The sequence below is a fragment of the Puia sp. genome (assembly GCF_036500295.1).
Taxonomy (GTDB): Bacteria; Bacteroidota; Bacteroidia; order Chitinophagales; family Chitinophagaceae; genus Puia.
This window is the reverse complement of record NZ_DASYCH010000002.1, coordinates 70,427-95,536: the sequence shown is the minus strand read 5'-3', so window position 1 is coordinate 95,536 and position 25,110 is coordinate 70,427. Positions and strand designations below refer to the sequence as shown.

Annotated in this window: 22 protein-coding genes; 10 read left to right on the top strand and 12 right to left on the bottom strand. The window is 51.8% G+C overall.

Features of this window, described 5'->3' with window-relative positions; genetic code table 11:
- Positions 1–7: 7 nt before the first annotated feature.
- From VGM48_RS00695 to VGM48_RS00675, 5 genes are all read right to left on the bottom strand, one after another.
- Positions 8–643 (bottom strand): hypothetical protein, encoded by a 636-nt coding sequence (locus VGM48_RS00695; protein WP_331575572.1) that lies wholly within the window; start codon positions 641–643, stop codon positions 8–10.
- A gap of 58 nt (positions 644–701) precedes the next feature.
- Complete coding sequence (locus VGM48_RS00690; RefSeq protein ID WP_325583682.1) at positions 702–1,352, bottom strand: response regulator transcription factor; 651 nt, start codon at positions 1,350–1,352, stop codon at positions 702–704.
- A 41-nt stretch (positions 1,353–1,393) separates the two neighbouring features.
- The gene (locus tag VGM48_RS00685; RefSeq protein ID WP_331575567.1) at positions 1,394–2,236 is read right to left on the bottom strand and encodes a sensor histidine kinase; all 843 of its coding nucleotides are present in this window, start codon (positions 2,234–2,236) and stop codon (positions 1,394–1,396) included.
- Between the two features lie 65 nt (positions 2,237–2,301).
- Complete coding sequence (locus VGM48_RS00680) at positions 2,302–2,865, bottom strand: hypothetical protein (RefSeq protein WP_331575565.1); 564 nt, start codon at positions 2,863–2,865, stop codon at positions 2,302–2,304.
- Positions 2,866–3,019: 154 nt separating this feature from the next.
- A complete protein-coding gene (locus VGM48_RS00675) occupies positions 3,020–3,367 on the bottom strand; it encodes a hypothetical protein (RefSeq protein WP_331575563.1) in 348 nt (115 codons plus the stop codon).
- A gap of 698 nt (positions 3,368–4,065) precedes the next feature.
- On the opposite strand from VGM48_RS00675, the gene VGM48_RS00670 reads away from it, so the two are divergent.
- The 4 genes from VGM48_RS00670 (at position 4,066) to VGM48_RS00655 (ending at position 8,201) form a co-directional block, all read left to right on the top strand.
- Positions 4,066–4,725 (top strand): response regulator transcription factor, encoded by a 660-nt coding sequence (locus tag VGM48_RS00670; protein WP_188937515.1) that lies wholly within the window; start codon positions 4,066–4,068, stop codon positions 4,723–4,725.
- 628 nt (positions 4,726–5,353) lie between these two features.
- On the top strand, positions 5,354–6,025 hold the full coding sequence (locus VGM48_RS00665; protein WP_331575559.1) for a response regulator transcription factor: 672 nt from the start codon (positions 5,354–5,356) through the stop codon (positions 6,023–6,025).
- A 17-nt stretch (positions 6,026–6,042) separates the two neighbouring features.
- Positions 6,043–6,894 carry an aminotransferase class IV gene (locus tag VGM48_RS00660; RefSeq protein WP_331575557.1) on the top strand — a complete coding sequence of 284 codons (852 nt, stop codon included), beginning with the start codon at positions 6,043–6,045 and terminating at the stop codon, positions 6,892–6,894.
- Complete coding sequence (locus VGM48_RS00655) at positions 6,891–8,201, top strand: deoxyribodipyrimidine photo-lyase (RefSeq protein ID WP_331575555.1); 1,311 nt, start codon at positions 6,891–6,893, stop codon at positions 8,199–8,201. Before VGM48_RS00660 ends, VGM48_RS00655 begins: the two co-directional genes overlap by 4 nt.
- Here VGM48_RS00655 and VGM48_RS00650 read toward each other — a convergent pair.
- Both VGM48_RS00650 and mqnB read right to left on the bottom strand, forming a co-directional pair.
- On the bottom strand, positions 8,188–9,000 hold the full coding sequence (locus tag VGM48_RS00650; RefSeq protein WP_331575553.1) for a 1,4-dihydroxy-6-naphthoate synthase: 813 nt from the start codon (positions 8,998–9,000) through the stop codon (positions 8,188–8,190). The two genes, VGM48_RS00655 and VGM48_RS00650, sit on opposite strands and share 14 nt — an antisense overlap.
- 3 nt (positions 9,001–9,003) lie before the next feature.
- Positions 9,004–9,690 (bottom strand): futalosine hydrolase, encoded by a 687-nt coding sequence (mqnB, locus tag VGM48_RS00645; protein WP_331575551.1) that lies wholly within the window; start codon positions 9,688–9,690, stop codon positions 9,004–9,006.
- A gap of 69 nt (positions 9,691–9,759) precedes the next feature.
- On the opposite strand from mqnB, the gene VGM48_RS00640 reads away from it, so the two are divergent.
- From VGM48_RS00640 to fabD, 4 genes are all read left to right on the top strand, one after another.
- Positions 9,760–10,167 (top strand): 6-pyruvoyl trahydropterin synthase family protein, encoded by a 408-nt coding sequence (locus tag VGM48_RS00640; RefSeq protein ID WP_331575550.1) that lies wholly within the window; start codon positions 9,760–9,762, stop codon positions 10,165–10,167.
- Positions 10,168–10,186: 19 nt separating this feature from the next.
- Positions 10,187–10,609: a 6-pyruvoyl trahydropterin synthase family protein gene (locus tag VGM48_RS00635; RefSeq protein ID WP_331575548.1), complete on the top strand. Its 423-nt coding sequence runs from the start codon at positions 10,187–10,189 to the stop codon at positions 10,607–10,609.
- 30 nt (positions 10,610–10,639) lie between these two features.
- Positions 10,640–11,236 carry a GTP cyclohydrolase I FolE gene (folE, locus tag VGM48_RS00630; RefSeq protein ID WP_331575546.1) on the top strand — a complete coding sequence of 199 codons (597 nt, stop codon included), beginning with the start codon at positions 10,640–10,642 and terminating at the stop codon, positions 11,234–11,236.
- An 87-nt stretch (positions 11,237–11,323) separates the two neighbouring features.
- Positions 11,324–12,214: an ACP S-malonyltransferase gene (gene fabD, locus VGM48_RS00625; RefSeq protein ID WP_331575544.1), complete on the top strand. Its 891-nt coding sequence runs from the start codon at positions 11,324–11,326 to the stop codon at positions 12,212–12,214.
- Here fabD and VGM48_RS00620 read toward each other — a convergent pair.
- Entirely contained in the window at positions 12,211–12,660 is a 450-nt protein-coding gene (locus VGM48_RS00620; protein WP_331575542.1) for a GNAT family N-acetyltransferase, read from the bottom strand. The genes fabD and VGM48_RS00620 overlap by 4 nt on opposite strands.
- A gap of 5 nt (positions 12,661–12,665) precedes the next feature.
- Positions 12,666–13,658, bottom strand: a complete 993-nt coding sequence (locus VGM48_RS00615; RefSeq protein WP_331575540.1) for a beta-ketoacyl-ACP synthase III — start codon at positions 13,656–13,658, stop codon at positions 12,666–12,668.
- A gap of 208 nt (positions 13,659–13,866) precedes the next feature.
- Here VGM48_RS00615 and ruvA point away from each other — a divergent pair, with 208 nt between their 5' ends.
- Positions 13,867–14,454, top strand: a complete 588-nt coding sequence (ruvA, locus tag VGM48_RS00610) for a Holliday junction branch migration protein RuvA (RefSeq protein WP_331575538.1) — start codon at positions 13,867–13,869, stop codon at positions 14,452–14,454.
- Positions 14,455–14,496: 42 nt separating this feature from the next.
- A complete protein-coding gene (sprA, locus tag VGM48_RS00605; protein WP_331575536.1) occupies positions 14,497–21,966 on the top strand; it encodes a cell surface protein SprA in 7,470 nt (2,489 codons plus the stop codon).
- Positions 21,967–21,973: 7 nt separating this feature from the next.
- Here the strand turns inward: sprA and VGM48_RS00600 are convergent, their stop codons facing one another.
- Genes VGM48_RS00600 through lnt form a run of 3 tightly spaced genes read right to left on the bottom strand, consistent with a single transcriptional unit; the run spans position 21,974 to position 25,108 of the window.
- Positions 21,974–22,735: an SDR family NAD(P)-dependent oxidoreductase gene (locus VGM48_RS00600; RefSeq protein ID WP_331575535.1), complete on the bottom strand. Its 762-nt coding sequence runs from the start codon at positions 22,733–22,735 to the stop codon at positions 21,974–21,976.
- Positions 22,732–23,535, bottom strand: coding sequence for an alpha/beta hydrolase (locus tag VGM48_RS00595; protein ID WP_331575533.1), 804 nt, complete (start codon positions 23,533–23,535; stop codon positions 22,732–22,734). Before VGM48_RS00595 ends, VGM48_RS00600 begins: the two co-directional genes overlap by 4 nt.
- Entirely contained in the window at positions 23,528–25,108 is a 1,581-nt protein-coding gene (lnt, locus tag VGM48_RS00590; RefSeq protein ID WP_331575531.1) for an apolipoprotein N-acyltransferase, read from the bottom strand. The genes VGM48_RS00595 and lnt overlap by 8 nt, the downstream gene beginning before the upstream one ends.
- Positions 25,109–25,110 lie beyond the last annotated feature (2 nt).

Genomic DNA, 25,110 nt, shown 5'->3' with positions numbered 1-25,110 from the left:
ACCCGCTCTAAAGCGAAAATACCGCGATGATATAGGATAAGTATCTCAACAGCCCCGCCAGGCCCAGGAATAGCTTTTTTTCGGGGTCGGACGTCCCACCCGTCAGATGGCCGCCACCAATCCCGTCCAGCAGCAGGATCAGCAAAAGATAGAAGAGCGAGCCCCCCTCGATCCAGAAAAGCGGGATACGGAAGATCCTCAGCTCGGCATTTCGGATGAGCGTGGGAAGACTTACGCCGATGATGACGACCAAAAAGCCATCGAGCACCGTTTCGGGCACGAGGCTGGCGTCCCCCCAGCCTTTCAGCGACCAGTAGGTACAGATAACGGAGACCAGGGCGGTCATAAAAAGATTAAGGGCGTATCGGAACCGGCCTCCGAGGTTCGACCGGAAAGTAAGAAAGAAGAACAGGAAGAGCACCAGGGAGATGATCCGGAAGGCTGGATAGGGTTCGCCGGCGCCAACCGGGCTGAGCCCGCCGATGAAGCCCTGAAAAAAGCAAAGCAGACAGATGACGGCCAGAAAATTGAAGGGCTCCTGGCCGTAAAGCCTGCGCACGAGGATCAGCAACGCCGGTAAAAGCGGTAGGAAAGTAACCCCCAGTAAAAAATAATCGGCAAAACTATACCCCGGTTTAAACATATTTCATCGGTGACGCAGCCGGAGTGTTTATTCTCCGCAATGATGGATACGGTCTGGTCTAATCGATGAGGTTATTCTTGACGGCAAAGAACACCAAACCTGCCGTGTTTTTCGCCCCAAAGCGTTCCATGAGCCGGTCCTTTATCGCCTCCACTGTCCGGGGGCTCACATCGATCTTTTGAGCGATCTCCTGGGCGGTGAATTCCATGCAGATGTAACGCACGACTTCCCTTTCCCGGTCGTTCAGCGTGATCTCCGTGTTGAGACTCGGAATGGTCTTGGTACGAACATGGGATTTTTTTAGTAAAATCCGGTTGACGAAGTTATTCAGGTAATATCCTTTGGTTGCCACTTCGATAATGGCCCGTTTGATCTCGGAGGGGTCTGCGCTCTTCAGCAGATATCCATTGGCGCCGATCTCCATCATATGGCTTACAAAGCGTTCGTCCTCATACATGGTAAGGGCGATGATATGAATAGAGGGGTATTGCTTGGCGATGATCTTGGTTGTTTCGATCCCATCTTTCTGCGGCATCCGCAGGTCCATCAGTACGACATCGGGTTCGGAGGCGGCCAGTCCATCGAGCAGTTCCTGGCCGTTCTCGGCTTCCTGAACGAACTTTATAGCACTGTACGGCCGTAGAGATAAAATGACACCCTTCCGGAATATCTTGTGGTCATCGGCTATTGCAACTTTAATCACACCCATAGGCTATTGTTACACACTCCTCCTAAAGATACATATAAATTCTAATCCTGCTCCTGCAGCTTATCTTCCTCTTCCTTAATGAGTTCGATAGTGACTTTATAGTAGGTTTGGGACATGTCCTTTTCAAAGAATATCTTGCCATGAAGCACCTTCAGCCGGCTTTGGATGTTTTTCAACCCCAGCCCCACATTACTCTTGTTCAGCTTGTTGAAGTCGTTCTGGGTAATTCCCCTTCCATCATGGTGCAGCCGGATGAAGAATTTATCTCCGCTGGTATTCTGGGTCAGGTGGATAAAGCTGGCATTGCTGTGCTTCAGAATGTTATTGACCAGTTCCTGGATAACCCGGAAAATGATCAGTTCGTTTTCTGCCTGTAGTCTTTCCCGGTAGTCATGAAAGCGCGAACTGGCGTTCATGCTCCCGGAGCCACTGATCTTCTGGAACAGGTCGTTGACGGCCGACTCCAATCCAAAATTCTTGAGGGTAGGAGGCATCAGGCTATGCGAGATATTGCGGATCAACTGGATCGTGTCGTCGATGATCTGCTTGGCATTGTAGATGCTTTGCAACTGGGTGGTCTTATCCAGATTGACCAGATTTTCATTGAGATAAAGCCGGGCGGTAGCCAACAGGGGACCCGCATCATCATGCAGGTCGGCGGCGATCCGCTGGCGCTCCTCTTCCTGGAGGCGGATAGAGGCATTGAGAAGAAGTTTTTGCTGATCCTGCTCCATCCGCTGCAGCTTCTGCTGATAGCGGATAACCTTTCGCTGGTGAAAGATAATAAAGACGATCAGCCCGATAGTAAGCGCTAACATTCCGATAGTGCCAAAAAACAGCACCAGGGATACGTTACCAGGGCTAGTGACTTCTAGGAGTATCATGAATTGGGTCGTCTCAGGGACAGGTTGGTTAGGGGTTTAGTGTATTTCGGTTTTTGTTTAACGCATTAAGTCTCAAGACTATCCATTGAATAGGGGGGCTTATAATGCTTTTTCATTATAAACGAGATGCAGAAGAGGATATTCTTCAATATTTCAAAGAAATTATTGATTACCCAATAATTGGACCGTTGTTGTTCAGAGAGCGAACCCGCGTAGATAAAAAGGAATAGGGTAGATGAAAAATAGAGAAAAAAAGCGATAATGATCCAAAATTTCTTGGTATTGTAAACAAATATGATATTCGGATCGCGGATTTGTTCGTATAGAAGTAATATACAATACGAAATGACAAGAATGGCCTCTACGGAAGCGGGCAGGGAGTCGAAGATATGCTCGCTTTTACCCGCAAAATTACTGATGGCGATGCCGTAAAACAGTAAGGCTCCGATAATCGGGATATACCGGAATTTCTTTTCGTGGAGCGACAGGTAAAAAAAAAGGGAGAATAACGTGAATTCAACGATCGTGAAGGCGAAGTAGACGAAGTTCTGCTGGATCTCGGTTTGGAAGAACCCGAGGAAAAACTCGGTTGCCAACGATAGGGTACAATAGAGAAATATTACCCACAACCCTTCTCCACGGTTTCGCTTAAGGAAAACCGGGTAAAGGATGATAGGTAATATTTCAGAAAGAAAAGCTAGGTGTTTTAATTGGAGCAATACCCTATTTTTTACTCAAATATAAATGGCATTGTCCTATAATCCAAGCACAAAGACAGATTGATTACCAAGGCCAAAAACCAATGCGGTCAGCGATCGTCGCATGGTCGGTGCCGAGGCTGCCGTTCTGCATAACAACCGTTTTCTTCAAAAGGTCCTGTCCGTTTGCGTCGATGCCGACATAAACCAGGGTCTTTTGTCCTTCTTCGTTAAGGCCATAGTAAAAGCGCATACCGACACAGCCGGGTTGGGCGAGGATCTGATCGATAATGTTCCGTCCCAGGATATACCCTTCGCGCTCTCCAGCATGTTTTTGCTTGTAGCTTTCGACGAATTCCGTAGCGGTCTCATGGCTGATCTCTTCCCCAATAGCAGCGTAGTCTTTTTTGGTAATTAACTCTTTTTGCAACATACAAGCGAGTTTTTAGAGGTTTGTAAAATGTTAGTTTGTAAGGCTAAATAACCCCTAAAAAAAAATCTGGACAACGGTCAAAATTTCTGTTAAAATGCTTTAAATTGCCTGGAATTCAAGTCTGTATTGACTTTGGCGGGATTTTACTAGGAAGATTACGAAGGTAAAATTGAGTAGTTTCACGTATGAAAAATAGTATTTTTACTATCCTTATTTTCGTAAAACGCCCTCGGGAAATTCCCCATATATTAGGATATTCACAGATCAGCGCGCATTGTGGATAACCCGAAAAGAGGACCCGGATCAAGGGTAGCGTAATTTAATTCCTGATTTTTCGTTTTTAGGTTCGGCACAACCGGAAATTAAAGGTAAATTCAATACCACATCGGGGGAAGGTGTCGTTTGGAAGGGAAAGAAGTTGACTGAATCAGGCCTTACCTGTTTGGTTTTAAAGGACATTGAAATCTTTTACTGGACGGTAAAACGGGACATTTGGATGGTTTGAGGCAGAATCCTTTCAGTCAACTTCCAATACAAATGTAGCCCTCGTGGTTTTGCCCGGCAAGAGAACAAACGCCCGATTTGTGAAATGCGGAAATTACTTTTTAAATCGTAAATATTCTAAGGAGATTCACCCGATCGACACATCATTAACCTAAATTAAGACCTATACCTATTAATTCTACAAACCTGCCGGTATGACTGCTGAATTAGTAATCAAAGTATCGATCGCTGATGATCATAAGATTTTCCGTGACGGTATTAAAATGGCTCTAAAGAACAAGGAATATCTCAGGATTTTATGGGAGGCCGAAGATGGAAAAGACCTGGTGCATAAAATGCAGATCAAGAGGCCGGATGTATTGCTGATGGATATCCGGATGCCTGAAGTGGACGGGATCAATGCGATTGGATTGCTTCGGAAAGAATATGAGGACGTTAAGATCATCGTTTTGACCATGTACGATGACCAGGAAATGATCTCCAAGATGATGGAAATGGGCGCCAATGCCTATCTGACAAAGACCACGGACCCGGATGAGATATACCAGGCCATCCTTACCTGCATGAATGACGATTTCTATTTCAACGACCTGGTAAACAAAGCCGTTCTTTCCAAACTGCAGACCAAACGGCAGGTACGGCAATTCTACCCAAGTCCCATTAAATTTTCAGAAAAGGAGATCCGTATTCTGAAGCTCCTGGCGGAGGACAAGACCACTGAAGAGATCTCCAAGGAGGTGTTTCTCAGCACCCGCACGATCGAAACCATCCGCCAGAATATGAAAACAAAGATCGGCGCCAAAACAATCGCAGGCCTGATCATGTACGCCATGCGGAACAAGATCATTGACTAAGCGCTAATAGAATCCCGATAATTACCGGAATGAGCTCATTGCATAAAAAAAGGCTATCCGGCCGGTGGCGGGATAGCCTTGAAAAAACTTTTACAAACCAGAGAAGATACCAAAACTACCTGATACAGCAACGGCGCTGATAACATTCAAAATGGATATTGGCGAACATCAGGCTTTGGATTTCATAGGAACCTGGACATGGACTCTCAACAGATATTGGATTCTTGGCTTTATAGAGGATACCGAATGTTTCAGAATAAAGTTGATTGACTATTGGATTTTGCCGGGTTTCATAGAATATTGAAAAAGGTTCTGGACGGTTTCTAGGACATTGGACGGTCTGAGGTTGCTAATCCCGTCAATCAACTGATACAAAAATAGGTTTAGCCGGACTGGTGGGCAAGCGCAGAAACGCCCTATTTTAACTTTTCAGCTTTTACTGCCTGTATCGTAAAAGAACGAACACCCATATCGTATAAATTCCTCTTTTATATTGGGAAAAAACCACTTATCTTCGTAGAGATCGTATATTCCGAAAACAAGTTGTTACGTATTTTACCTATAGTAAGTATTGCATTTTTTGTGTCAATTTGCAGTTATATCAGGCATCCTGTAAATTCTAAATCGTATGAAAAGACCCGAGTTTAACCAGGCAATCAAAGTTGCCATAGCCGATGATCATGCCCTTTTCCGTGCAGGGGTCAAGACGGCTCTTGCCGTAAAGAAAGATGTAGAGCTGGTGGCGGAAGCTGACAACGGAATGCAGCTTCTCAACCTGCTTAAGCACGTTGAACCGGATGTGATCCTGCTTGATATTCAGATGCCTATAATGGATGGCATCCAGACTCTCCCCGAAATTCGCAAAGATCACCCCCACGTCAAGGTCATTATTTTGTCCATGCACAATGACCATTCGATGATCTCGAAATTGATGGAGATCGGGGCCAACTCCTATCTCACCAAAAACTCCGATTCCGAGACGATCTATCAGGCCATAAAGACCTGCTACGAACAAGAGTTTTTCTTTAATGAGCTGACCAACAAGGCCTTGTTAACCGGACTGCGAACCAAAAGACCGGAGATAGGGGCGATGCAGGATGTGAATCTCACCGAAAAAGAGCTCACGGTCCTAAAACTCATGTGCGAGGAGAAAACTACGAAGGAAATAGCCGATATCGTCGATATAAGCCCTCGCACCGTCGAGGCCATCCGGGATAAGCTAAAGACCAAGACAGGCGCAAAATCGATGGCCGGCCTGGTTATGTATGCCGTAAAGAACGGGATAATCCAACAGCAGTAAAGCAAGACCCAGGAAAGGTGAACACCTCCACTGATTGGATCGATCATAATGGCACCCTTCTTCCAGCCGGAAATCCCATTCTGACGGCCGGCAACCGGGGGTTTCGCTATGGCGATTGCCTTTTTGAAACCCTGCTGGTAAAGGATGGCCGGATCCGGCTTCGAAACTTTCATTTCGACCGCCTCTTTCACGGGATCGACCGGCTCCAATTCAAGGTCCCCGCATTTTTTACTCCTGAAGGCCTGGAAACCAGCATTCTGGAACTTTGCAAACGAAATAGCCATCTTGCCCTTGCCCGGGTAAGGCTCTCCATATACCGAGGCGATGGCGGACTTTACGACCCGGCGACACTCACTCCTCATTATCTTATTGAATCCTGGGCGCTGAGCCCCCCGGACATTGCGTTCAACGAGAATGGCCTGGTGGTGGACATTTACCCCGATGGGATAAAATCCTGTGATGGTCTGGCTAATCTGAAATCCAGCAATTTCCTTCTTTATGTCCTTGCCGCGCTCTATGCCAAAGAACATCGGCTCAACGATTGCCTGGTGCTGAACAGCCACCAGCGAATCGCGGATAGCACTATCGCCAACCTCTTTTATATCAAGGACAGGCATTTGTGTACCCCTCCGCTGTCCGAGGGTGGGGTGGCCGGGGTCATGCGTCGCTTCCTTCTCGCATCCCTTCCCGCTGCGGGATTTAACGCCCGGGAACAGCCTGTCACGGCAGAAGATTTGCTGGATGCCGATGAGGTCTTTCTCACCAACGCCATCAGGGGCATCCGGTGGGTAGGATCATTTCGTACGTCACAGTATACCGGGGAATTTTCCCGGATGATCTATAACCAACTGATAAAAGAATTAGCTTGAGACCGGCCGTTTGTATCTTTTGGTTCCGCCGGGATCTCCGGCTGGAAGACAATGCTGGGCTTTATCATGCCCTGAACAGCGGAAATCCCGTGTTGCCCCTCTTCATCTTCGACCGGAACATCCTTGATCTGCTGGAAAATAAAACCGACCGGCGGGTGGAATTCATTTATGAGACCCTTATTACCCTGCACAAACAGTTGAATGAATGGGGTTCGACGCTTGAGGTCCGATATGGCCGGCCCGACGGGGTCTTCCATCAGCTGCTGGCGGAGTATACCATCACCGGGGTTTACACCAATACGGATTATGAACCCTATGCCACTGAAAGGGATGGGGAAATAAAGAAGTTGCTGGCGGCAGGGGACATTCCCTTTTATAGCTACAAGGACCAGGTCATTTTTGAGAAGAACGAAGTGCAAAAGGATGATGGAAGCCCCTATACGATCTTTACGCCCTACAGCAGAAAATGGAAAGCCCTGGTGAACGATCTTTCTCTCTCTTCCTGGCCCATAAAGAAGTACTGCAACCGGTTCCTTCCCCATCCCGGCGGGCCAATTCCCTCGCTCGCATCGATGGGATTTAAAAAAGCCGGCGAGCCCTTTCCTTCCGCAGTGATAAGGACCGACCTGCTGAAGAAATACGCGCAGCAACGTGATTATCCCGGAATTCACGGGACGAGTCATCTTGGGGTACATCTCCGCTTTGGCACCGTCAGCATCCGGGCGCTTGCGCGAAAAGCGAGTGAGGCAAGTGATACTTTTCTCAATGAACTGATCTGGCGGGAATTTTACCAGATGATCCTTTGGCAATTTCCACAGGTGGGAAAGGGTAAGGCATTCAAGCCTGCCTATGATCATATCCAATTGCGGAATAATGAAAACGAATTCGAAAAGTGGTGTGCCGGCCAGACGGGTTATCCGCTGGTCGACGCCGGAATGCGCGAACTGAATGCCACCGGGTTCATGCACAATCGGGTGAGGATGGTGGTCGCTTCCTTTCTTGCCAAACACCTGCTGATCGACTGGCGGTGGGGAGAAGCCTGGTTTGCGGAAAAGCTGTTGGATTTCGACCTCGCTGCCAACAACGGTGGCTGGCAATGGGCAGCCGGCAGCGGCTGCGACGCCGCGCCCTACTTCCGGGTCTTTAACCCCACGCTCCAGGCCCGGAAATTCGATCCTGATCTCCGTTATATCCATCATTGGGTGCCGGAGTGGGCGGAGCATTCATATCCCCGGCCGATCGTCGAACATGAAATGGCCAGAAAAAGAGCGCTCGAAGTTTACGCTAAAGCAGTCAAAGAAAGATAGCTCCCGCATGCAGGCGTTCGTAGGTTTGCAGCAGGATCCCGATGGCTTTTTTCCCATCCTCCCCCAACGTAAGCGAATAGTCATTGACATAGAGATCGATGTGTTGCCGCATCACCTGTTCATCCATTTCCTGTGCGTGCGACCGTACAAACTCCGGCAGCTGCGGGTAGTGGCTAAAGGCATATTCCAGGCTCTTTCGGATGAGGTCGTTTATTTTTTGAGCCAGGCCTGCGTCGAGCCCTTTACGTACGACGATGCCGCCGAGCGGGATGGGCGCCCCTGTCTCCCGTTCCCAAAATTCTCCAAGATCGATCAGCTTGACCAATCCCCGTTGCTGATAGGTGAAACGGTTTTCATGGATGATAACCCCGCAGTCGACGGCGCCCGACAACACCGCGTCTTCCACGCCGGAGAAGACCATGAACTCCTTTTTGCGGGCCTCGGGAAATGCAAGCGAGAACAGGAGATGCGCGGTCGTGCGTTGTCCGGGGATCGCAATCCGGCAGTCGTTGATGGCCGTTAGAGGGATCGGCCGGCGGGAGATGAGCAATGGACCGACACCCTTCCCCAATGCACCGCCGGCATCCAGCAATTCGTATTGTGGTAATACCAGCGGTAAGACCCCATAGCTTATCTTGGAGATATCCAGCCTTCCCTGCATCGCCCATTGGTTCAGCGTCTCGACGTCCTCCAGGTGGAGATCGAAATCGATTCCTTCCGTGTCGATCTTTTTGTTGATCAGTGCATCGAAGATAAACGTGTCGTTCGGGCAGGGACTGAATCCGAGAGAGAATTTCATACCTTATATTGTTTTGATCCCGTTGATGGGAAGTCCATTTTCCAATTTTTCCAATAAAACGATCAACTCTTCATTGAGCCGGGCAATGGCCAGGGGAATATTCCATTTTGTCTTATCCCGTACCCCTACGGCATTGGACACCGCCCGAAGCTGCAGGAAGGGAACACCGGCCTGTAAACAAACGTAATGCAGCGAGCCGCCTTCCATGCTTTCAACAACCGCAAACGTATTTTGTTGATGCCATTCGATCCGGGTGGGATCAGTCGTTATTTCATTGACAGTCATACCCCTCACAGGCTCAAGACCGGTCAGCGCAAGCAACCCGGAATGAGGGTTTACCAGGCGGCCGCCGGAAAAGGGGGGGGCATTCGGATCGGCCAGCTTCATATCGAACAATGATTGGAAGCGTTGTCCTTCCCATACTCCGACATCGGCCAATACTTCTTCACTGACGGCCAGCACTTCGCCGGGCTTTTTGCCGGTTAAACAACCGGCGATACCGGCTTGAATGACAAGCCCCGGGCCGGCGCTGTCGATCCCCCGGGTGAGGGCATAACAAGTCGCGAGAGGACCGACCCCGGTGATCAGCGGCGTAACGGAAACGAACCTGTTGTCTCGCGTCCGGTTTCGAAGATAGTCGATGGTTGGTTGGATCTCAAAGCCTGTAGCAGCGGCCAGTAGGATTTCCATTCCACAAATATCTGCATCTTAATTGTTACCTTTGCGGGAATTTTATCTCTAATAATACGGAAGAAAGAAATGGTGTATCTGACGCGCCTGGAACATTTCAATGCGGCCCATAAACTGTATAATCCGGGCTGGAGCAAGGAAAAGAACGAAACCGTCTTTGGCAAATGTGCCAATGAGAATTGGCATGGACATAACTATGATCTTTATGTGACGATAAAGGGAGAGCCGGATCCCGATACCGGCTTCTTATTCGATGCAAAAGTTTTGAGTGAGACCATCCGGGAACATATTATTGAAAAACTGGATCATAAGAATCTGAACCTGGATGTCGATTTTATGCGGGATAAAATGTGTTCTACCGAGAACCTGGCCATTGCCATCTGGCAACAGCTGTTACCGCATCTGCCGGCGGGCGTCGTGTTGCATGGGATCAAACTGTATGAGACGCCAAGGATCTATGTGGAATATTTTGGCTAACAGACATAAAAAATAAAATATGAGCGGCAACGAAAGAAGAGTGGCGGTCTTCCGCAAGGAGCATTTCAATGCGGCGCATCGGATCTTCAACCCCGCATGGGATGACCGGAAGAATGCCGAAGTCTTTGGGAAATGCAGCAATCCGCATTACCATGGGCATAATTACGAGTTGATCGTCAAGGTGACGGGTGTGCCCGATCCCGAGACCGGATACGTAATGGATATGAAAGTGTTGTCCCGGTTAACGACAGAAGAGGTGATCGAAAAATTCGATCACAAGAACCTTAATCTCGACACGGTCTATTTCCGCGACCTGAACCCCACGGCCGAGCACATCGCGATGGTGATCTATGATCTGCTTCGTGCAAGGATCGATCCGCGGCTGGACCTGCAGGTGCGGCTTTATGAAACGGAGCGGAACTTTGTGGAATACCCTGCCTGACACGATGGAAAATATTCAAGTAAAAGCAATATGGCATATACGAAAATCGAACAGTACGACGAGAAGACAACAGCGGCACTGACAAAAAGCTATCGCGAGTCAATCGATCTGTTAGGTGAGGATAGCAACAGGGAGGGTCTTCAGAAGACACCCGAGCGCGTTGCAAAAGCGATGCAGTTCCTCACACAGGGGTACGGGTTGGATGCGCATGCTATTCTGAACTCGGCAAAGTTTCATGAAGAGGTGAGTGAGATGATCCTGGTAAAGGATATCGAACTGTACAGCCTCTGCGAACATCATATGCTTCCCTTTTTCGGGAAGGCGCATATCGCCTATATTCCCAATGGATGGATCACGGGCCTCAGCAAGGTGGCCAGGGTGGTAGATGTCTATGCCCGCCGGCTGCAGGTTCAGGAACGGCTCACGACCCAGATCATGCACGCCATCAAGGAAACCCTCAATCCGCTTGGCGTTGCCGTGGTCATCGAAGCATCTCATCTTTGCATGATGATGCGGGGTGTTCAAAAACAAAATTCCGTCACCACTACATCGGCCTTCTGGGGTGAGTTCGAAAAGAACGAGACCCGTAACGAGTTTACCAAACTCATCTCTTCCAACCTGCACTAAAGCCGGGTGTCTTCGACTATTCACGCAAAGATTTTCTTTGCTGAGTCCGTCCTTTGTGGCATATTTGCCGTCCAAACTCGGATTAGTATGAAGCATGCGTACGTTTTCCCGGGACAGGGATCACAATTCCCTGGAATGGGAAGAAACCTATATGAGAATAGTGCTTTTGCCAAGAAGTTATTCGAACAAGCCAACGAGATCCTGGAATTCCGGATCTCCGATATCATGTTCAATGGCACCGAGGAACAATTGCTCCAGACTTATGTGACCCAACCGGCTATCTTCCTTCACTCCGTTATCGCCTTCAAGGGTATCGAGAACAGCAAACCCGAAATGGTTGCCGGCCACTCCCAGGGCGAATTCTCCGCACTTGTCGCCAATGGCGTATTAAGTTTTGAAGATGGGCTCAAATTGGTATCGGCCCGTGCCGAGTCGATGCAGCACGCCTGCGAACGCGAACCTTCGGGGATGGCCGCTGTGCTGGGATTGCCCGATGAAGTGGTGGAGAATATCTGTGCCGAAGTGCAAAAAGAGACGGGCGAGATCGTCGTACCGGCCAACTATAATTGTCCCGAGCAGCTGGTCATCAGCGGCTCGCCCAAAGGACTGCAACTGGCCGGTGAGCGGGCGAAGGCCGCCGGTGCGAGGAAGATCGTTCCACTAAAGGTAAGCGGTGCCTTTCATTCTCCCTTCATGGCGTCCGCCCAGGAAGAGTTGAGGGATGCCATTGAAAATACTACGTTTTATACACCGACCTGCTCCGTCTATCAGAATGTGGTTGCCAGAGCCGTTGTCTCGAAGGACGAGATCAAGAAAAATCTTATTGAGCAATTGACGGGCCCTGTCAGATGGACCCAGTCCATCAGGGCCATGGTTGCGGACGGCGCTTCTCATTTTACGGAGGTGGGGCCTGGTAAAGTGCTACACAAGCTGATCCACAAGATCAATCATGATGTGCTGATGGATGGGGTGCATTAGTCGACGGAACAGTTGACCCATCCCGCATCGAATTGGGCCGAGTATTTCTTGTAAAACCGGATGGCCGGTTCATTCCAGTCAAGTACCTGCCACACCATTCCCTTAAAATTCTTTTCCCGGACCTCCTGGATAAGGCGGTCGAAGAGTAATTTGCCGAGTCCCCGGCCCCGCATCTCCTGGGTAACGATAAGGTCTTCCAGATAGAGCCGCTGACCCTTCCAGGTGCTATAGCGGATGTAATACAAGGCAAAACCTTCGATCCGTCCTTCGACGGTGACGACAAAAGCCCACCATACGGGTTGTAGCCCGAAGCCGCTTTCGATGAAATGGTCAAGTGTAACCGTCACTTCCTGTGGGGCTTTCTCATATTCCGCCAGTTCGCGGATCAGTTCCAATAAGCGCGGGCAGTCCTCACGGACTGCCCTGCGGATAGTTATATTTTCCATATAGGTTAGTATCCCCATTTGACCCAGGTAGCGCCCCAGGTAAACCCACCGCCAAAAGCGGCTAATACGAGGTTATCTCCTTTTCTGAGCTTGTCTTCCCAGTCCCAGAGACAGAGCGGGATGGTCGCAGCGGTAGTATTGCCATACCGCTGAATGTTGATCATCACCTTCTCTTCCGAAAGTCCCATGCGGTGTGCTGTCGCATCGATGATCCGCTTGTTGGCCTGGTGGGGTACCAGCCAACTGATATCATCTCCGGTCAGTTTATTGCGTTCCATCAGCTCGGCACTGACATCGGCCATGCCTTTTACGGCAAATTTGAAAACGGCCTGCCCTTCCTGGTAAATATAGTGCTCCTTTGCGGCGACGGTCTCAAAAGAAGGCGGCCGCAGCGAACCGCCGGCCTTCATGTGAAGATGGTTCCGGCCGCTACCATCGGTTCTCAGGATACTGTCCAGTATACCATATCCCTCCATATTCGGCTCCAGCAAAACGCCGCCCGCGCCATCTCCAAAGATGATGCAGGTGGTCCGGTCGCTGTAGTCGACGATACTGCTCATTTTATCAGCGCCGATGACAACCACTTTTTTGAAACGGCCGCTTTCGATATACATGGCGCCGCTGGTAAGGGCAAATACAAAACCCGAGCAGGCTGCACTCATATCATATCCCCAGGCATTCTTCGCGCCTACCTTGTCACAGACGATGTTGGCCGTGGAAGGGAACAGCATATCCGGAGTAACCGTAGCTACGATGACACAATCGATCTCCATGGGGCTGATGCCCCGTTTGCGGCAGATCTCCTCCAACACCGGAACGCACAGGTCGGAAGTCGCCTTGCCTTCTCCCTTCAGGATCCTTCTTTCCTCTATCCCCGTGCGGCTGCGGATCCACTCATCATTGGTATCAACCATTTTTTCCAGGTCGGCATTGGTCAGACGGTCTTCGGGTACATATCCTCCTATCGCGGTGATAGCGGCGGTCATTTTCTTGCTCATTATAAATTTCCAATCAGGTGAAGAAAAGTTTTTTGCAAAGGTGGGGAAAAATATTCAAATCCGCCCCCCTAAGTCCCTTGCGCCGGCAAGTGCCATAAAAGTCGCCAGAGGCGATTGGTCCGAAGGACAGACATTAGCGTTTTGCCGGAAATGCGCTATTTTTCGGGTAGCGCATTTCCGGCCCATATTTTACCCTATTTTCGCGACTATGATCGCTTTTTTACGTGGTTCTTTCGCTTTTAAAAGCCCGGCGCTGGTTCACATGGACGTTGCCGGGGTGGGGTATGAGCTCCAGATCAGCCTGAATACCTATTCCCGCATCGAGCAACTGGAGAGCGGGATCTTACTTACTTACTTGCATATCCGGGAAGACGCGCATATCCTCTACGGGTTCTTCGACAGGGCGGAGAAAGACCTCTTTATCCAGCTTCTCAGCGTATCCGGGGTGGGCGCTTCCACTGCGCGAATGATGCTGTCCTCGATGAAGCCGGAGGAGATCACCCGGGCCATCCTCCAGGGCAACGCAAAACAACTGGAAAGTATCAAAGGGATCGGTAAAAAATCCGCCGAAAGGATCATCCTCGAACTGCGCGACAAACTGGGCAAATCAAGGGAAGAAAACACAAATATTTCATCTCTGATAAGCAATACCTTAGAACAGGACGCGTTAAATGCACTGATCACGCTGGGAATAGCCAGACCTGCCGCTGAAAATGCCATCAAAAAAGTCTTGAGTGAAGGGGCCGGAGCAGAAAAGATCGAGGACGTTATTAAGAAAGCTTTAAAAATTTTGTAAGCCTATCGGTGGAAATCTACCTAACTAATTCTTGAGGAAAGTTTGACCCGCCATTTGTTTCTGCTGATCCTGGCAACGGTAGTGTTGACGGCTGCCTCAGTTGTGTTTTGTACGACTGTTTCGGCTCATCCATTCCAGCAACGTCGGGATACAACAGCACCGGGTACCCGGCGGGATACGACAGGCCGCCGGACTGATACGGTAGGCCTGGCCGACTACTATCTCAGTCAGATGAGAAGAGCCGCCGACTCGATCCGCAGACAACGGGATTCCCTCCGGCGCGCGGGCAATGCACCCGCCTCTACGGGCAACGCTCCCGCTTCCACAGGCAACGATACGACACTTCGCACGCGCGACAGCCTTCAGCCGCGACCAGCCGTCAAAGACACGGCACGGCCCGGTGACAGCCTCCGCTTCCCCATCTACGATCGCCGCGGCGACCGGTTCTCCTATCCGAACAGGAACCCATTCGACCTCAAGAATCCGCCCAACCTGCGCGACTCCATCGTCTATGACCCGGTGACCCAGCAGTATTACATTATTGAAAAGATTGGTAATCAATACTATAGAAAGCCGACTTATTTCACAGCCGAAGAAATGCTGAAAATGTCCGGCGATTCGGCCGAGGATGACTATTTCCGCAAACGCGCAGATGCCCTGGATGCCCTTAACCGCCGCCTCCTGCGGCCCAAGCTGTCCGTCAGCGACAATCTCTTCAATCGCATCTTCGGCAACGGAAAGATAGACATCAAACCCCAGGGGAACGTGGACGTCACCGCGGGCTATCTGGGCCAGAATATCCAGAACCCGACCCTGCCGGAAAGCGCCCGCCGAACCGGCGGCTTTGACTTTAACGAAAGCGCCAATATCCAGGTCCTGGGTAATATCGGGGACAAACTAAAGCTTCCTATCAGCTATAATACTTTAGCAAATTTCGACTTTGAGAACCAGTTAAAGCTGGATTACACCGGCGGACCGGATGAGATCATCAAGAAGATCGAGGCCGGGAATGTGTCTTTCACCACCCCCAGCACGTTGATGACCGGCGCGCAGTCCCTCTTTGGGATCAAGACCAAACTGCAGTTCGGAAAACTCTCCGTCACCGCGGTTCTGGCCAACCAGCGCTCGCAAAAACAGAATGTTTCCTCCCAGGGCGGCGCCGCGGTGTCCACGTTCCAGTTCAAGGCGGACGACTACGACGAAAACCGGCACTTCCTGTTGGCGCAGTACTTCCGGAACAATTTCAACCGGGCGATGGCTACCATCCCCGTCGTCAGTTCCCAGGTGAACATCCTGCGCATCGAGGTCTGGGTAACCAATCGCAATGGGGTCGACACCGGTTCCCGCCAGATCGTGGGCCTGATGGACCTTGGGGAATCCTCGCCTTACAACAACCGGATCGGCCGCGGTAGCAATACCACCGGACTCCCTGACAACGATGCCAACTCCGAATACCGGAGCATCATCAACGACCCCGCCAGCCGGAGCCCCTCGACTGCCGCAACCAAGCTTAATTCCCTGGGTTTGACCCAGGTGCAGGACTTTGAGATCGTTTACGCCCGGAAACTGAATTCCTCGGACTTTTATTTCAACCCACAGGTGGGCTTTATTTCGATCAACCAGACCCTGCAGGCCAACGACGTCCTGGGTGTAGCCTATCAGTACAGCTATAACGGTCATATCTACCAGGTAGGAGAGTTTTCCAACGATGTCCCGCCCGACACCACCGCCACCGGCGGCGGCGGCGCCTCCAAGGTGCTGTATCTTAAATTGTTGAAAGCCACTTCCCAACGTACCAACCTGCCTATCTGGCGGCTGATGATGAAGAACGTTTACTCCCTGAAGACGGCTACCGGCAGTTTCCTGGCCAATATCCAGCAACAGGGATTTCAGTTCAATGTCAACTATGACGAGCCGAGCAAAGGTACCAAGCGCTACCTGCCCGAGGGACCCAAGGCGAATTTCCCGCTGCTTTCCATCCTTGGTCTCGACCGGTTGAATGCGCATAACGACCCAGGCTCGGACGGGATCTTCGATTATATCGAAGGGCTGACCGTCATTTCCAACCAGGGCCGGATCATCTTTCCCGTCCTGGAGCCCTTTGGCCGGGACCTCGATACGCTGGCCTTTTTCGGCGCGCCGCAGGCGCTGAAGAACAAGTATGTATTCTATCAACTGTATGATACCATCAAGGCCGTAGCGCAGACATTTGCTAACGTCGACCGATATGTGCTGAATGGCTCCGCCAAAGGACAGTCCACCTCCAGCCTTTCTCTCAATGCCTACAACGTTCCTCCGGGTTCCGTCGTGGTCACCGCCGGCGGTCAGACCCTGAGAGAAAATGTCGACTATGTCGTCGATTACAATTTAGGCCAGGTGCAGATCATCAACCAGGCCATCGTCAATTCAGGCGTTCCTGTCAATGTATCCTTTGAGAACAATGCCAATTTCGGATTGCAGCAACGCAGCTTTATGGGGGTACGCCTGGACTATCTCGCAAAGAATACGGCCACCGAGTCCCTCAATCTGGGCGCCACATTCGAACGGCTGAACGAACGGCCCTTCTTCAGTAAAACCAACTATGGCGAAGACCCGATCCGCAATACGATGATCGGCACCGATGTCAACTACCGGGGGCAGCTACCCCAGCTGACCCGGCTGCTGGACAAGCTGCCCTTCTATTCGACAAAGGAGATGAGTACGATCAATGCCTATGGAGAAGCCGCGATCCTGCGGCCCGGCCATCCGCCGCAGATCGGCAAAGGCAATAGCGGCGCCGTATACGTCGACGACTTCGAAGGCAGCACAAGCGCAATCGACCTGCGGTTCCCGCTCACCAGCTGGGCACTCGCGTCCACGCCTTCCGTACCCCCCAGTTCGGTGCCCACAAACCCGCCGCTCTTTCCCGAGGGCAATCTCAACGATTCGCTGGACTATGGATTCAACCGGGCAAAACTTGCCTGGTACAATATCGAACCTACCCTCCAGGATCAAAGCAATGCGAACAACCCGGACAAATATGAAAATTCCCTGCTCGATCCGCGCATCGGGCCGATACAGGTGCAGCAGTTGTTCCCGGAACAGACCGTGCAGACCGGGCAGGCCCAGCTGGTCACTTTTGATATGGCCTATTATCCCGGCGATCGCGGTCCGTATAACTTCGACGCGCGGCCCGGAAGCATCGCGCAAAACGGAAAACTGAACAATCCGACAAAGCGCTGGGGCGGTATCATGCGCGCCCTTGACCAGACCGATTTCGAAACGGCGAATATCGAAGTCCTCCAGTTCTGGGTATTGAGCCCTTTCGCGCAAGGGCCGAACGGCGGCAACAGCACCGGCGGTCAGTTGTATATCGATTTGGGAAGTGTCTCGGAAGACATCCTGAAAGATGGAAAAAAAGAATTTGAGAACGGCCTTCCCACTCCGAATATCGCCTCCGAACCGGATAACACCTCCGTCTGGGGCACCGTGCCTGCCAATCCGATCCAGGTGACCACGGCATTCAGCAACGATGCAGCCGATCGCCAGTACCAGGACGTAGGTTTTGACGGTATCGGTGATGTGGAAGAACGGACCAAGTTCGGGCGTTATCTGACGGCCCTCGGCGCGACGATCGGCACCGGCAGCACTGCCTTTACGAATGCCTCCAATGACCCGTCCAGCGACAACTTCATCAATTACCGGGATGCAAGCTACGACCAATCGCAAACGGGTATCCTTGGCCGGTATAAGAATGTCAACAACCCCCAGGGTAACTCCCCCGTTGCCAATACCGGCGCGACGACGATCTCGGCCTATACGCTTTATCCCGATCAGGAAGACCTGAACAAGGATAATACCATGAACACCCTGGAACAGTATTTCGAATATAAGGTCAACCTCACCAGGGACAGCCTCGGCCGGACCATGGGCTATGACTATGTCACGGACTCCGTGAGCTTCCGGCCAACAGGAGGCGTCCAGCAGACCTGGTACCAGATGACCATCCCGCTGGCGGAGTATTACCAGAACGTAGGCAATATGCCGGACTTCCGGTCGATCCAGTTCATCCGGATGTATCTGACCAACTGGTCGGACTCGGTGGTCCTCCGTTTCGCCCAGCTGCAACTGGTGCGAAACTCCTGGAGAAGCTTTGCCTATACCATCGACACGACAGGGAATATGACCCTGTTGCCCAACAGCAGCATCACGAGCTTTAACGTAACGGCGGTGAACATCGAGCAAAACAGCTCCCGCCAGCCGATCAACTACGTCTCACCTCCCGGGGTCGTCCGTCAGCAGGAACTGAGCAACAACAATGTCAACCTGCTGCTCAACGAACAGGCGATGAGCCTGCAGATCTGCAGCCTTTTGCAGGGAGATGTCCGCGGGGTTTACAAAACGACCAACCTCGACTTACGGCGCTATGGGACGATGGATATGTTCGTTCATGCGGAAGCGGTAACTCAGGGGACGGTGAACGACCGTGATATGTCTTATATCGTTCGTCTTGGCAGCGACTTTGTCAGCAACTACTATGAGATCCGTGTGCCCATCGTGGTAAGCCAATGGGGCGATTCCTCCGCGGAGTCGGTCTGGCCTGCTCAGAATAACCTCGATCTGGCATTGAGCCGGTTAGTCAAGTTGAAGGTGGACAGAAACAACGGCGGCACCTCCAATGCTTATTATAAGGAGACAGATGGGGACGGCCGGTCGTATGCGATCCTCGGTAACCCAAACCTGGGCGCTATCCAGGCCTTCTTCCTGGGGGTTCAGAACGTCAACCGGCCGACGGTATGTACGGAAGTATGGTTTAATGAGCTTCGGCTCACGGATATCAGCGAGAAGGGGGGCTGGGCCGCGGTCGGCAAGGTGGACATGAAACTGGCCGATCTTGGTACGCTGACCGTTTCGGGCAGCAACAAATCTGTCGGTTGGGGTACCATCGACCAGAGTACCAACCAGCGATCGTTGGAGAACGATGCCGAGGTCGATGCCGCCATCAATATCGATGCCGGCAAGCTATTGCCCAAAAAAGCCGCGGTGTCGATCCCGATATATGCCGGGATAACCCAAACCACGAGCACACCCGAATACGACCCATTCGATCTGGATATAAAACTGAAGGACAAACTCAGCGCGGCGCCTGCGAAGGAGAAGGATTCCATTCGCAAACAGGCGGTGGATCAGACGACCATTCAGACCGTCAACTTTACAAACGTTCATAAGAACAATACCACGAATAAGAAACTAAAGGTCTGGAGCATCGAGAATGTGAATGTCAGCTATTCCTACAGCCGGAGCGAACACCATAGTCCCCTGGCCACGGAAGACGAACTGATCACCCACAAGGCCATTCTCGCCTACAACTACACCCATACGGCAAGGTATATCGAGCCGTTTAAGAAGCTGATCAAATCCCGGTCACCCTGGCTGGGACTTGTCCGGGATTTTAATTTCAACCTGATGCCGAACGTCCTGGGTTTCCAGGCGAATATTTACCGGCAATTCGGCGCCTATCGATCGAGGAATATCGGCGGGCCGGATGTCCTTCCGGAGACCTTCAACAAATTCTTCACCTTCGACCGGCTGTATACGCTTAGATGGGATTTCACGAAATCCCTGTCCCTGGATTTTACCGCCACCAATAAGTCGTGGATCGACGAGGACAGTGGAAGATTGAATAAACAGCAGCGCCGACAGATGTGGCAGCGGTTTTGGCGGGGTGGCCGTACCGTGCTGTATACCCAGAATACGAACATTTCCTATACGCTGCCGACCAGCAAGATCCCGGCGCTGGACTGGACGACCGTAAAGGCGGGCTATTCGGCATCCTATATCTGGACCGGGGCTTCTCAGTTTCTCTACGCCCAGGCCCTCGGTAACAGCATTTCCAATACGCAGCAACGCACCGTCCTGGCCGATCTGGATTTCACCCGCCTGTACAGCAAATGGAAACTGTTGCGTGGCCTCGATCAACCGCCGCCAAGAACGACCACTGTCGGCGGGAGACAGGTGCCCGACACCTCCCGACGAGCCGGTTCGGCGCCACAGGCGGCCGGCCTCACCGGCATTCCCAAGGCGCTGGCAAAATTGATCACGTCATTGAAGCATATCACCTTCAACTATTCGGATAACAGTTCATCAACCATCTATGGCTTTCTCGACAGCAGCCGTGCTTTGGGGATGGACTTCCGATCCATGCAGCCGGGTTGGGGCTATGTCTTTGGCAAACGGGCCGACACCAACTTCATCAACAAACTGGGGAGCAAGAACCTGATCTCCCGGGATTCCGCGTTGAACAGCCAGAACCTGATCAGCTATGCGCAAAAGATCTCCGCTTCGGCCGTACTGGAACCAATACGTGACCTGCGTATATCGCTCAACGTCGACAAGACCTTCGGCCAGAACTACTCCGAACTGTTCAAAGACACCATCGGCGGCAATGGGTTTGCCCGGCTGAATCCCTATATCGCGGGCACCTTCAGCATCAGCTTTATCTCCTATAAGACCCTTTTTGAGAAATACCGGCCGGATCAGATCTCCCGCACGTTCGAACGATTCGAAACCTACCGGCAGATCATCTCCGCCAGATTGGGATCGATCAATCCCTATACGGGTGGGTTGACGGGCAGTGACGGCTATGCCGTAGGATATGGCCGTTATGCCCAGGATGTGCTGATCCCCGCCTTTATCGCCGCCTATACCGGGAAAAGCCCCGACAAGGTGGCGCTTCTCGACGAGAAGGGCGGCAACGTCACCAGCAATCCTTTCTCCGGCTATCTGCCGAAACCCAACTGGCATATTACCTACAACGGCCTCAGCCGGCTGCCCTGGTTCAACAAGATCTTTACCAGCTTTAATCTTACCAATGCCTATACGGGTAACCTGAGCATGAACAGCTTCAACTCCCAGCTCAACTATAGCGACCCATCCAGGTATGGACAACCGGGCTTTATCGATACCCTGACCGGGAATTTCATTCCCTATTATGCGGTTCCTAATATTTCTATCTCCGAGCAGTTCTCGCCCTTGCTGGGAGTGGATATGGCATTCGTGAATATGATGACCGCCCAGGCCAGCTACAGCCGCTCGCGGCAGCTGAGTCTCAGCCTGATCGATTTCCAGCTGAGCGAGACGCATTCCTCCGAGCTGAGTCTTACGTTGGGGTATAAAAAGCGGAATGTCGGACTGCCTTTTGGCTGGAAGATCCCGGGCAACGGCAAGACCCCGCCAAACGGGGCTCCGGGCAGTATCAATGCGCAGAAAGGTTCGAATGATCTTACATTGAAGCTAACCGTCAGCGTCAGGGACGACGCCATGTCCAGCAGCTATCTGGATCAGAATTCCTCACTTCCCACGGGCGGTCAGCGGGTGGTTCATATCGGTCCAACGATCGACTATGTTTTGAACAATCGCATCAACCTGAACTTCTATTTTGACCAAACCCGTACTACGCCGAAGATCTCTACCACTCCACCGATCGTTACCACCCGGGGGGGCATCCATATCCGCATAGCGCTTGCCCCCTAACGGGATCTTAGTCTTTTTTGTAGAAATAGATGGCATCGGCCTGTGCCGTACAGGTCATGACCAGATCGTTTATGCAGACGTGCGCCGGCAGGTTGGCGCAGTAATAGATAGCGTCTGCCACATCCTCCGCCGTAAGCGGGGTATAGCCCTCATAGATCTTTTTTGCCTGGCTGTCATCGCCTTTGAACCGGACATTGGAGAATTCGGTCTCCGCTGCACCGGGTTGGATGGCCGTGACCTTTATCCCATGCCGCAAAAGATCGATGCGCATGGATTTGGAGATAGCGTCGACGGCGAATTTGCTGCCGCAGTACGCATTGCCCTTTTCATATACTTCCTTGCCTGCCACGCTCCCGAGATTGATGATATGTCCGTTGCCGACCGGGATCATCAGGGGAAGAACGGCCTTTGAGACATACAGCAGCCCCTTTACGTTGGTGTCGATCATGGTCTCCCAGTCGTCGAGATTGGCATCCTCGAAGAAATCCCTGCCCAGTGCAAGTCCGGCATTGTTGACAAGGATATTGATCTTCCGCCAGGCTTCCGGCAATTCTGCTACCGCGGAGAAGACCGCATCGCGGTCCTGTACGTCGAATATAAGCGGCAGCACCTGTACGCCTGTGCGGGCCTCCAACTCTTGTTTGAGCGTCATCAGCCGGTCCTTCCGTCTTCCGGTAAGGATAAGGTGATCGCCGCCGGCGGCGAATTTCCGGGCGCAGGCCTCTCCAAAGCCGGAGGTGGCGCCGGTGATAAAAATGGTTCTGTTCATGAGTATTGTACAAAGTTTAGAAATGATTGCAAAAGGGCGCTGCTGCGTTCCGGCTCTTCAAGCATCCCCATGTGTCCTGCATGGTCCAGCGTATGGATGATCGAGAGGGTAGGCTGGTGACATTGCTGTATTGACTTCTCGTAGGGGATCACCGTATCCTTCGCCCCCATGAGAAAGAGTATCGGCCCGGGGAATTGCCGGAGCACCGAAACCCGGTCGGGCCGCCGGATCATGGCCTCGTAATAATAGATCAGTGACTCCGGTGCGAATCGGGAATACCGGAGGATGGTCTCTTCCACCAGGGAAGCCCGGCTTTCCCTTGTTTCCAGGGCAAAGAGATTGGGTGTGGACTGCCGGATGAATGGGACTGCGCCGTGCTGCCGGATGAATTCGATGCTCTTGCGGCGGGTGGCTCTTTTTTCTTCACTGTCGGCATAGGCCGTGGAATGAAAAAAGCCAAAGGCCTTCAACCGGCCGGGATATTTTTCGGCAAAGGCAAGTGCGATATAGCCGCCCATGCTGTGACCGATCAGCACGGCCGTCTCGATTCCCAGTTGGTCGATGAAGATCTTTATCGCGTCTGCCAAAGCGTCGATGGATGGCTCGCCGGGTAACAGCATGGACTTCCCGCTGCCGGGGATATCGGGGATCAGCAGCCGGCAATGGCCGCTGAGGCGCGGAACGATCTCATTCCAAACCTCGCCGTCTTCGGCGAAGCCATGCAACAGCAACACCGGTAACCCACTCCCTTCTTCCCGGTAAAAAAGTGTTCGTCCATCCTGTATAAGGGTCTTATCCACGACTCATTCTTGTTTTGATAAACGTTACGATATTCCAGATAACGAAGATCAGCGCCAGGGCCAGCATGAGTTTGGAGAGGCAGTCTCCATACCGGACATAAAAGGTCTGGGTATTCTCTGTCGGGACGGATGTTTTGATAAAGGCGGCCTCATTCCAGGGACGCGATTCGATGATCTTACCCACGGGATCGATGATACAGGATACTCCGGTGTTTGCGCTCCGGATCACCCATCGCCGCGTTTCTATCGCCCGCATCCGGGCATAGCTTTCATGCTGTTTGTATCCCGGGGTGTCCCGCCACCACCCGTCGTTGGTGATGATGGCAAGGATATTAGCGCCGTTATGAACATACTTCGAGATGAACTCGCCGTAAATACTCTCAAAACACACTATCGGTGCGATCCGGTAGAGATGATTGGGGGTTTCGAACACCGTCCTTTCGTCCTGTCCTGTATAGCCTGACGTCGTTCCGCCAAATTTTTCAAACCAGGCGTCCAGGACATGCAGAAAAGGCGGCAAGCTTTCCGCGCCGGGCACCAGCCGCGATTTATGATAGAAATCGAGCGGTCCCGAACTATCCATCAGCACGGCTGCATTGTAGCTTTCGAGGTATTCGTTGGTATCAGAAAGGAGAAAGGCTGTTGGCGAATGTTTCTCTTTGAAAAGGCGCACGCTTTCGATGCCGGTCAGCAGATCGATCCGGGGATGACGGCGTAGAAAATCCCAGAGCGGGTTGAGAAAGTAGCTTTGTTTCAGTCTGTCCTCCAGGAACCCATTGTCATTATACAGGGCCGTTTCCGGCCAGACCAGCAGCGTGGTGTTGCTATCGACTGCGGACTCGCTCAGGCGAAGCAGCTTTTGCAATTGAGCGTCAAAGCTGCCGGTGGAGAGCTTTTCGTAAGGATCGATATTCGGCTGGATGATGACGATGTTGCCGGCCGGCGCCTTGTGGTCGGGCTCGTGGGGAGTCAATATCAGCGAGACCAATATTGGAACAGCCAACAATCCGGCTACCCAGAAGATCCGCTGCCGGACCAGTTTTTTTTTCTGCACCCAATCCCAGGCCAGCAAAAAAAGCAGAACGTTGACCACCAGCACCCAGAGTCCGCCGCCGCTGGTGCCGGTGTATTCATACCATTGGATCCAGGCCGTCCGGGTCGCGAATACATTACCCAGCGTGAGCCAGGGCCAGCTGAGCCCCCAGTTTTGCAGATGGAGATATTCAAAGCTAAGCCAGAAAACGACCAGTGAAGAATAGCCGATCGTATCGCCCATCCTCCGTCTGACGGCGCGAAAACCAAGCCAGGGAAGGCACATCAGCAGGCTGTTTGCCAAAAAGGCCGCTATGGAGCCGGGCTCTGAAGCATTCCAGACCCACCAGGTGGCCGCAAGATTCCAGGTGAGCATCGCGAGATAGACCCAGCCAAAATAACGCCGGCTTCCCTGCCGCTCCAGCCATAAAAGCGGGATAAAGGCGACAAAGACCAGAAAGGTGAACGGGGACACCGGCCATGCGGCAAAAAGCAGGATACCGGAAAGGACTGACAACAGGAGGGGGTGGAACTTTTTCAAGC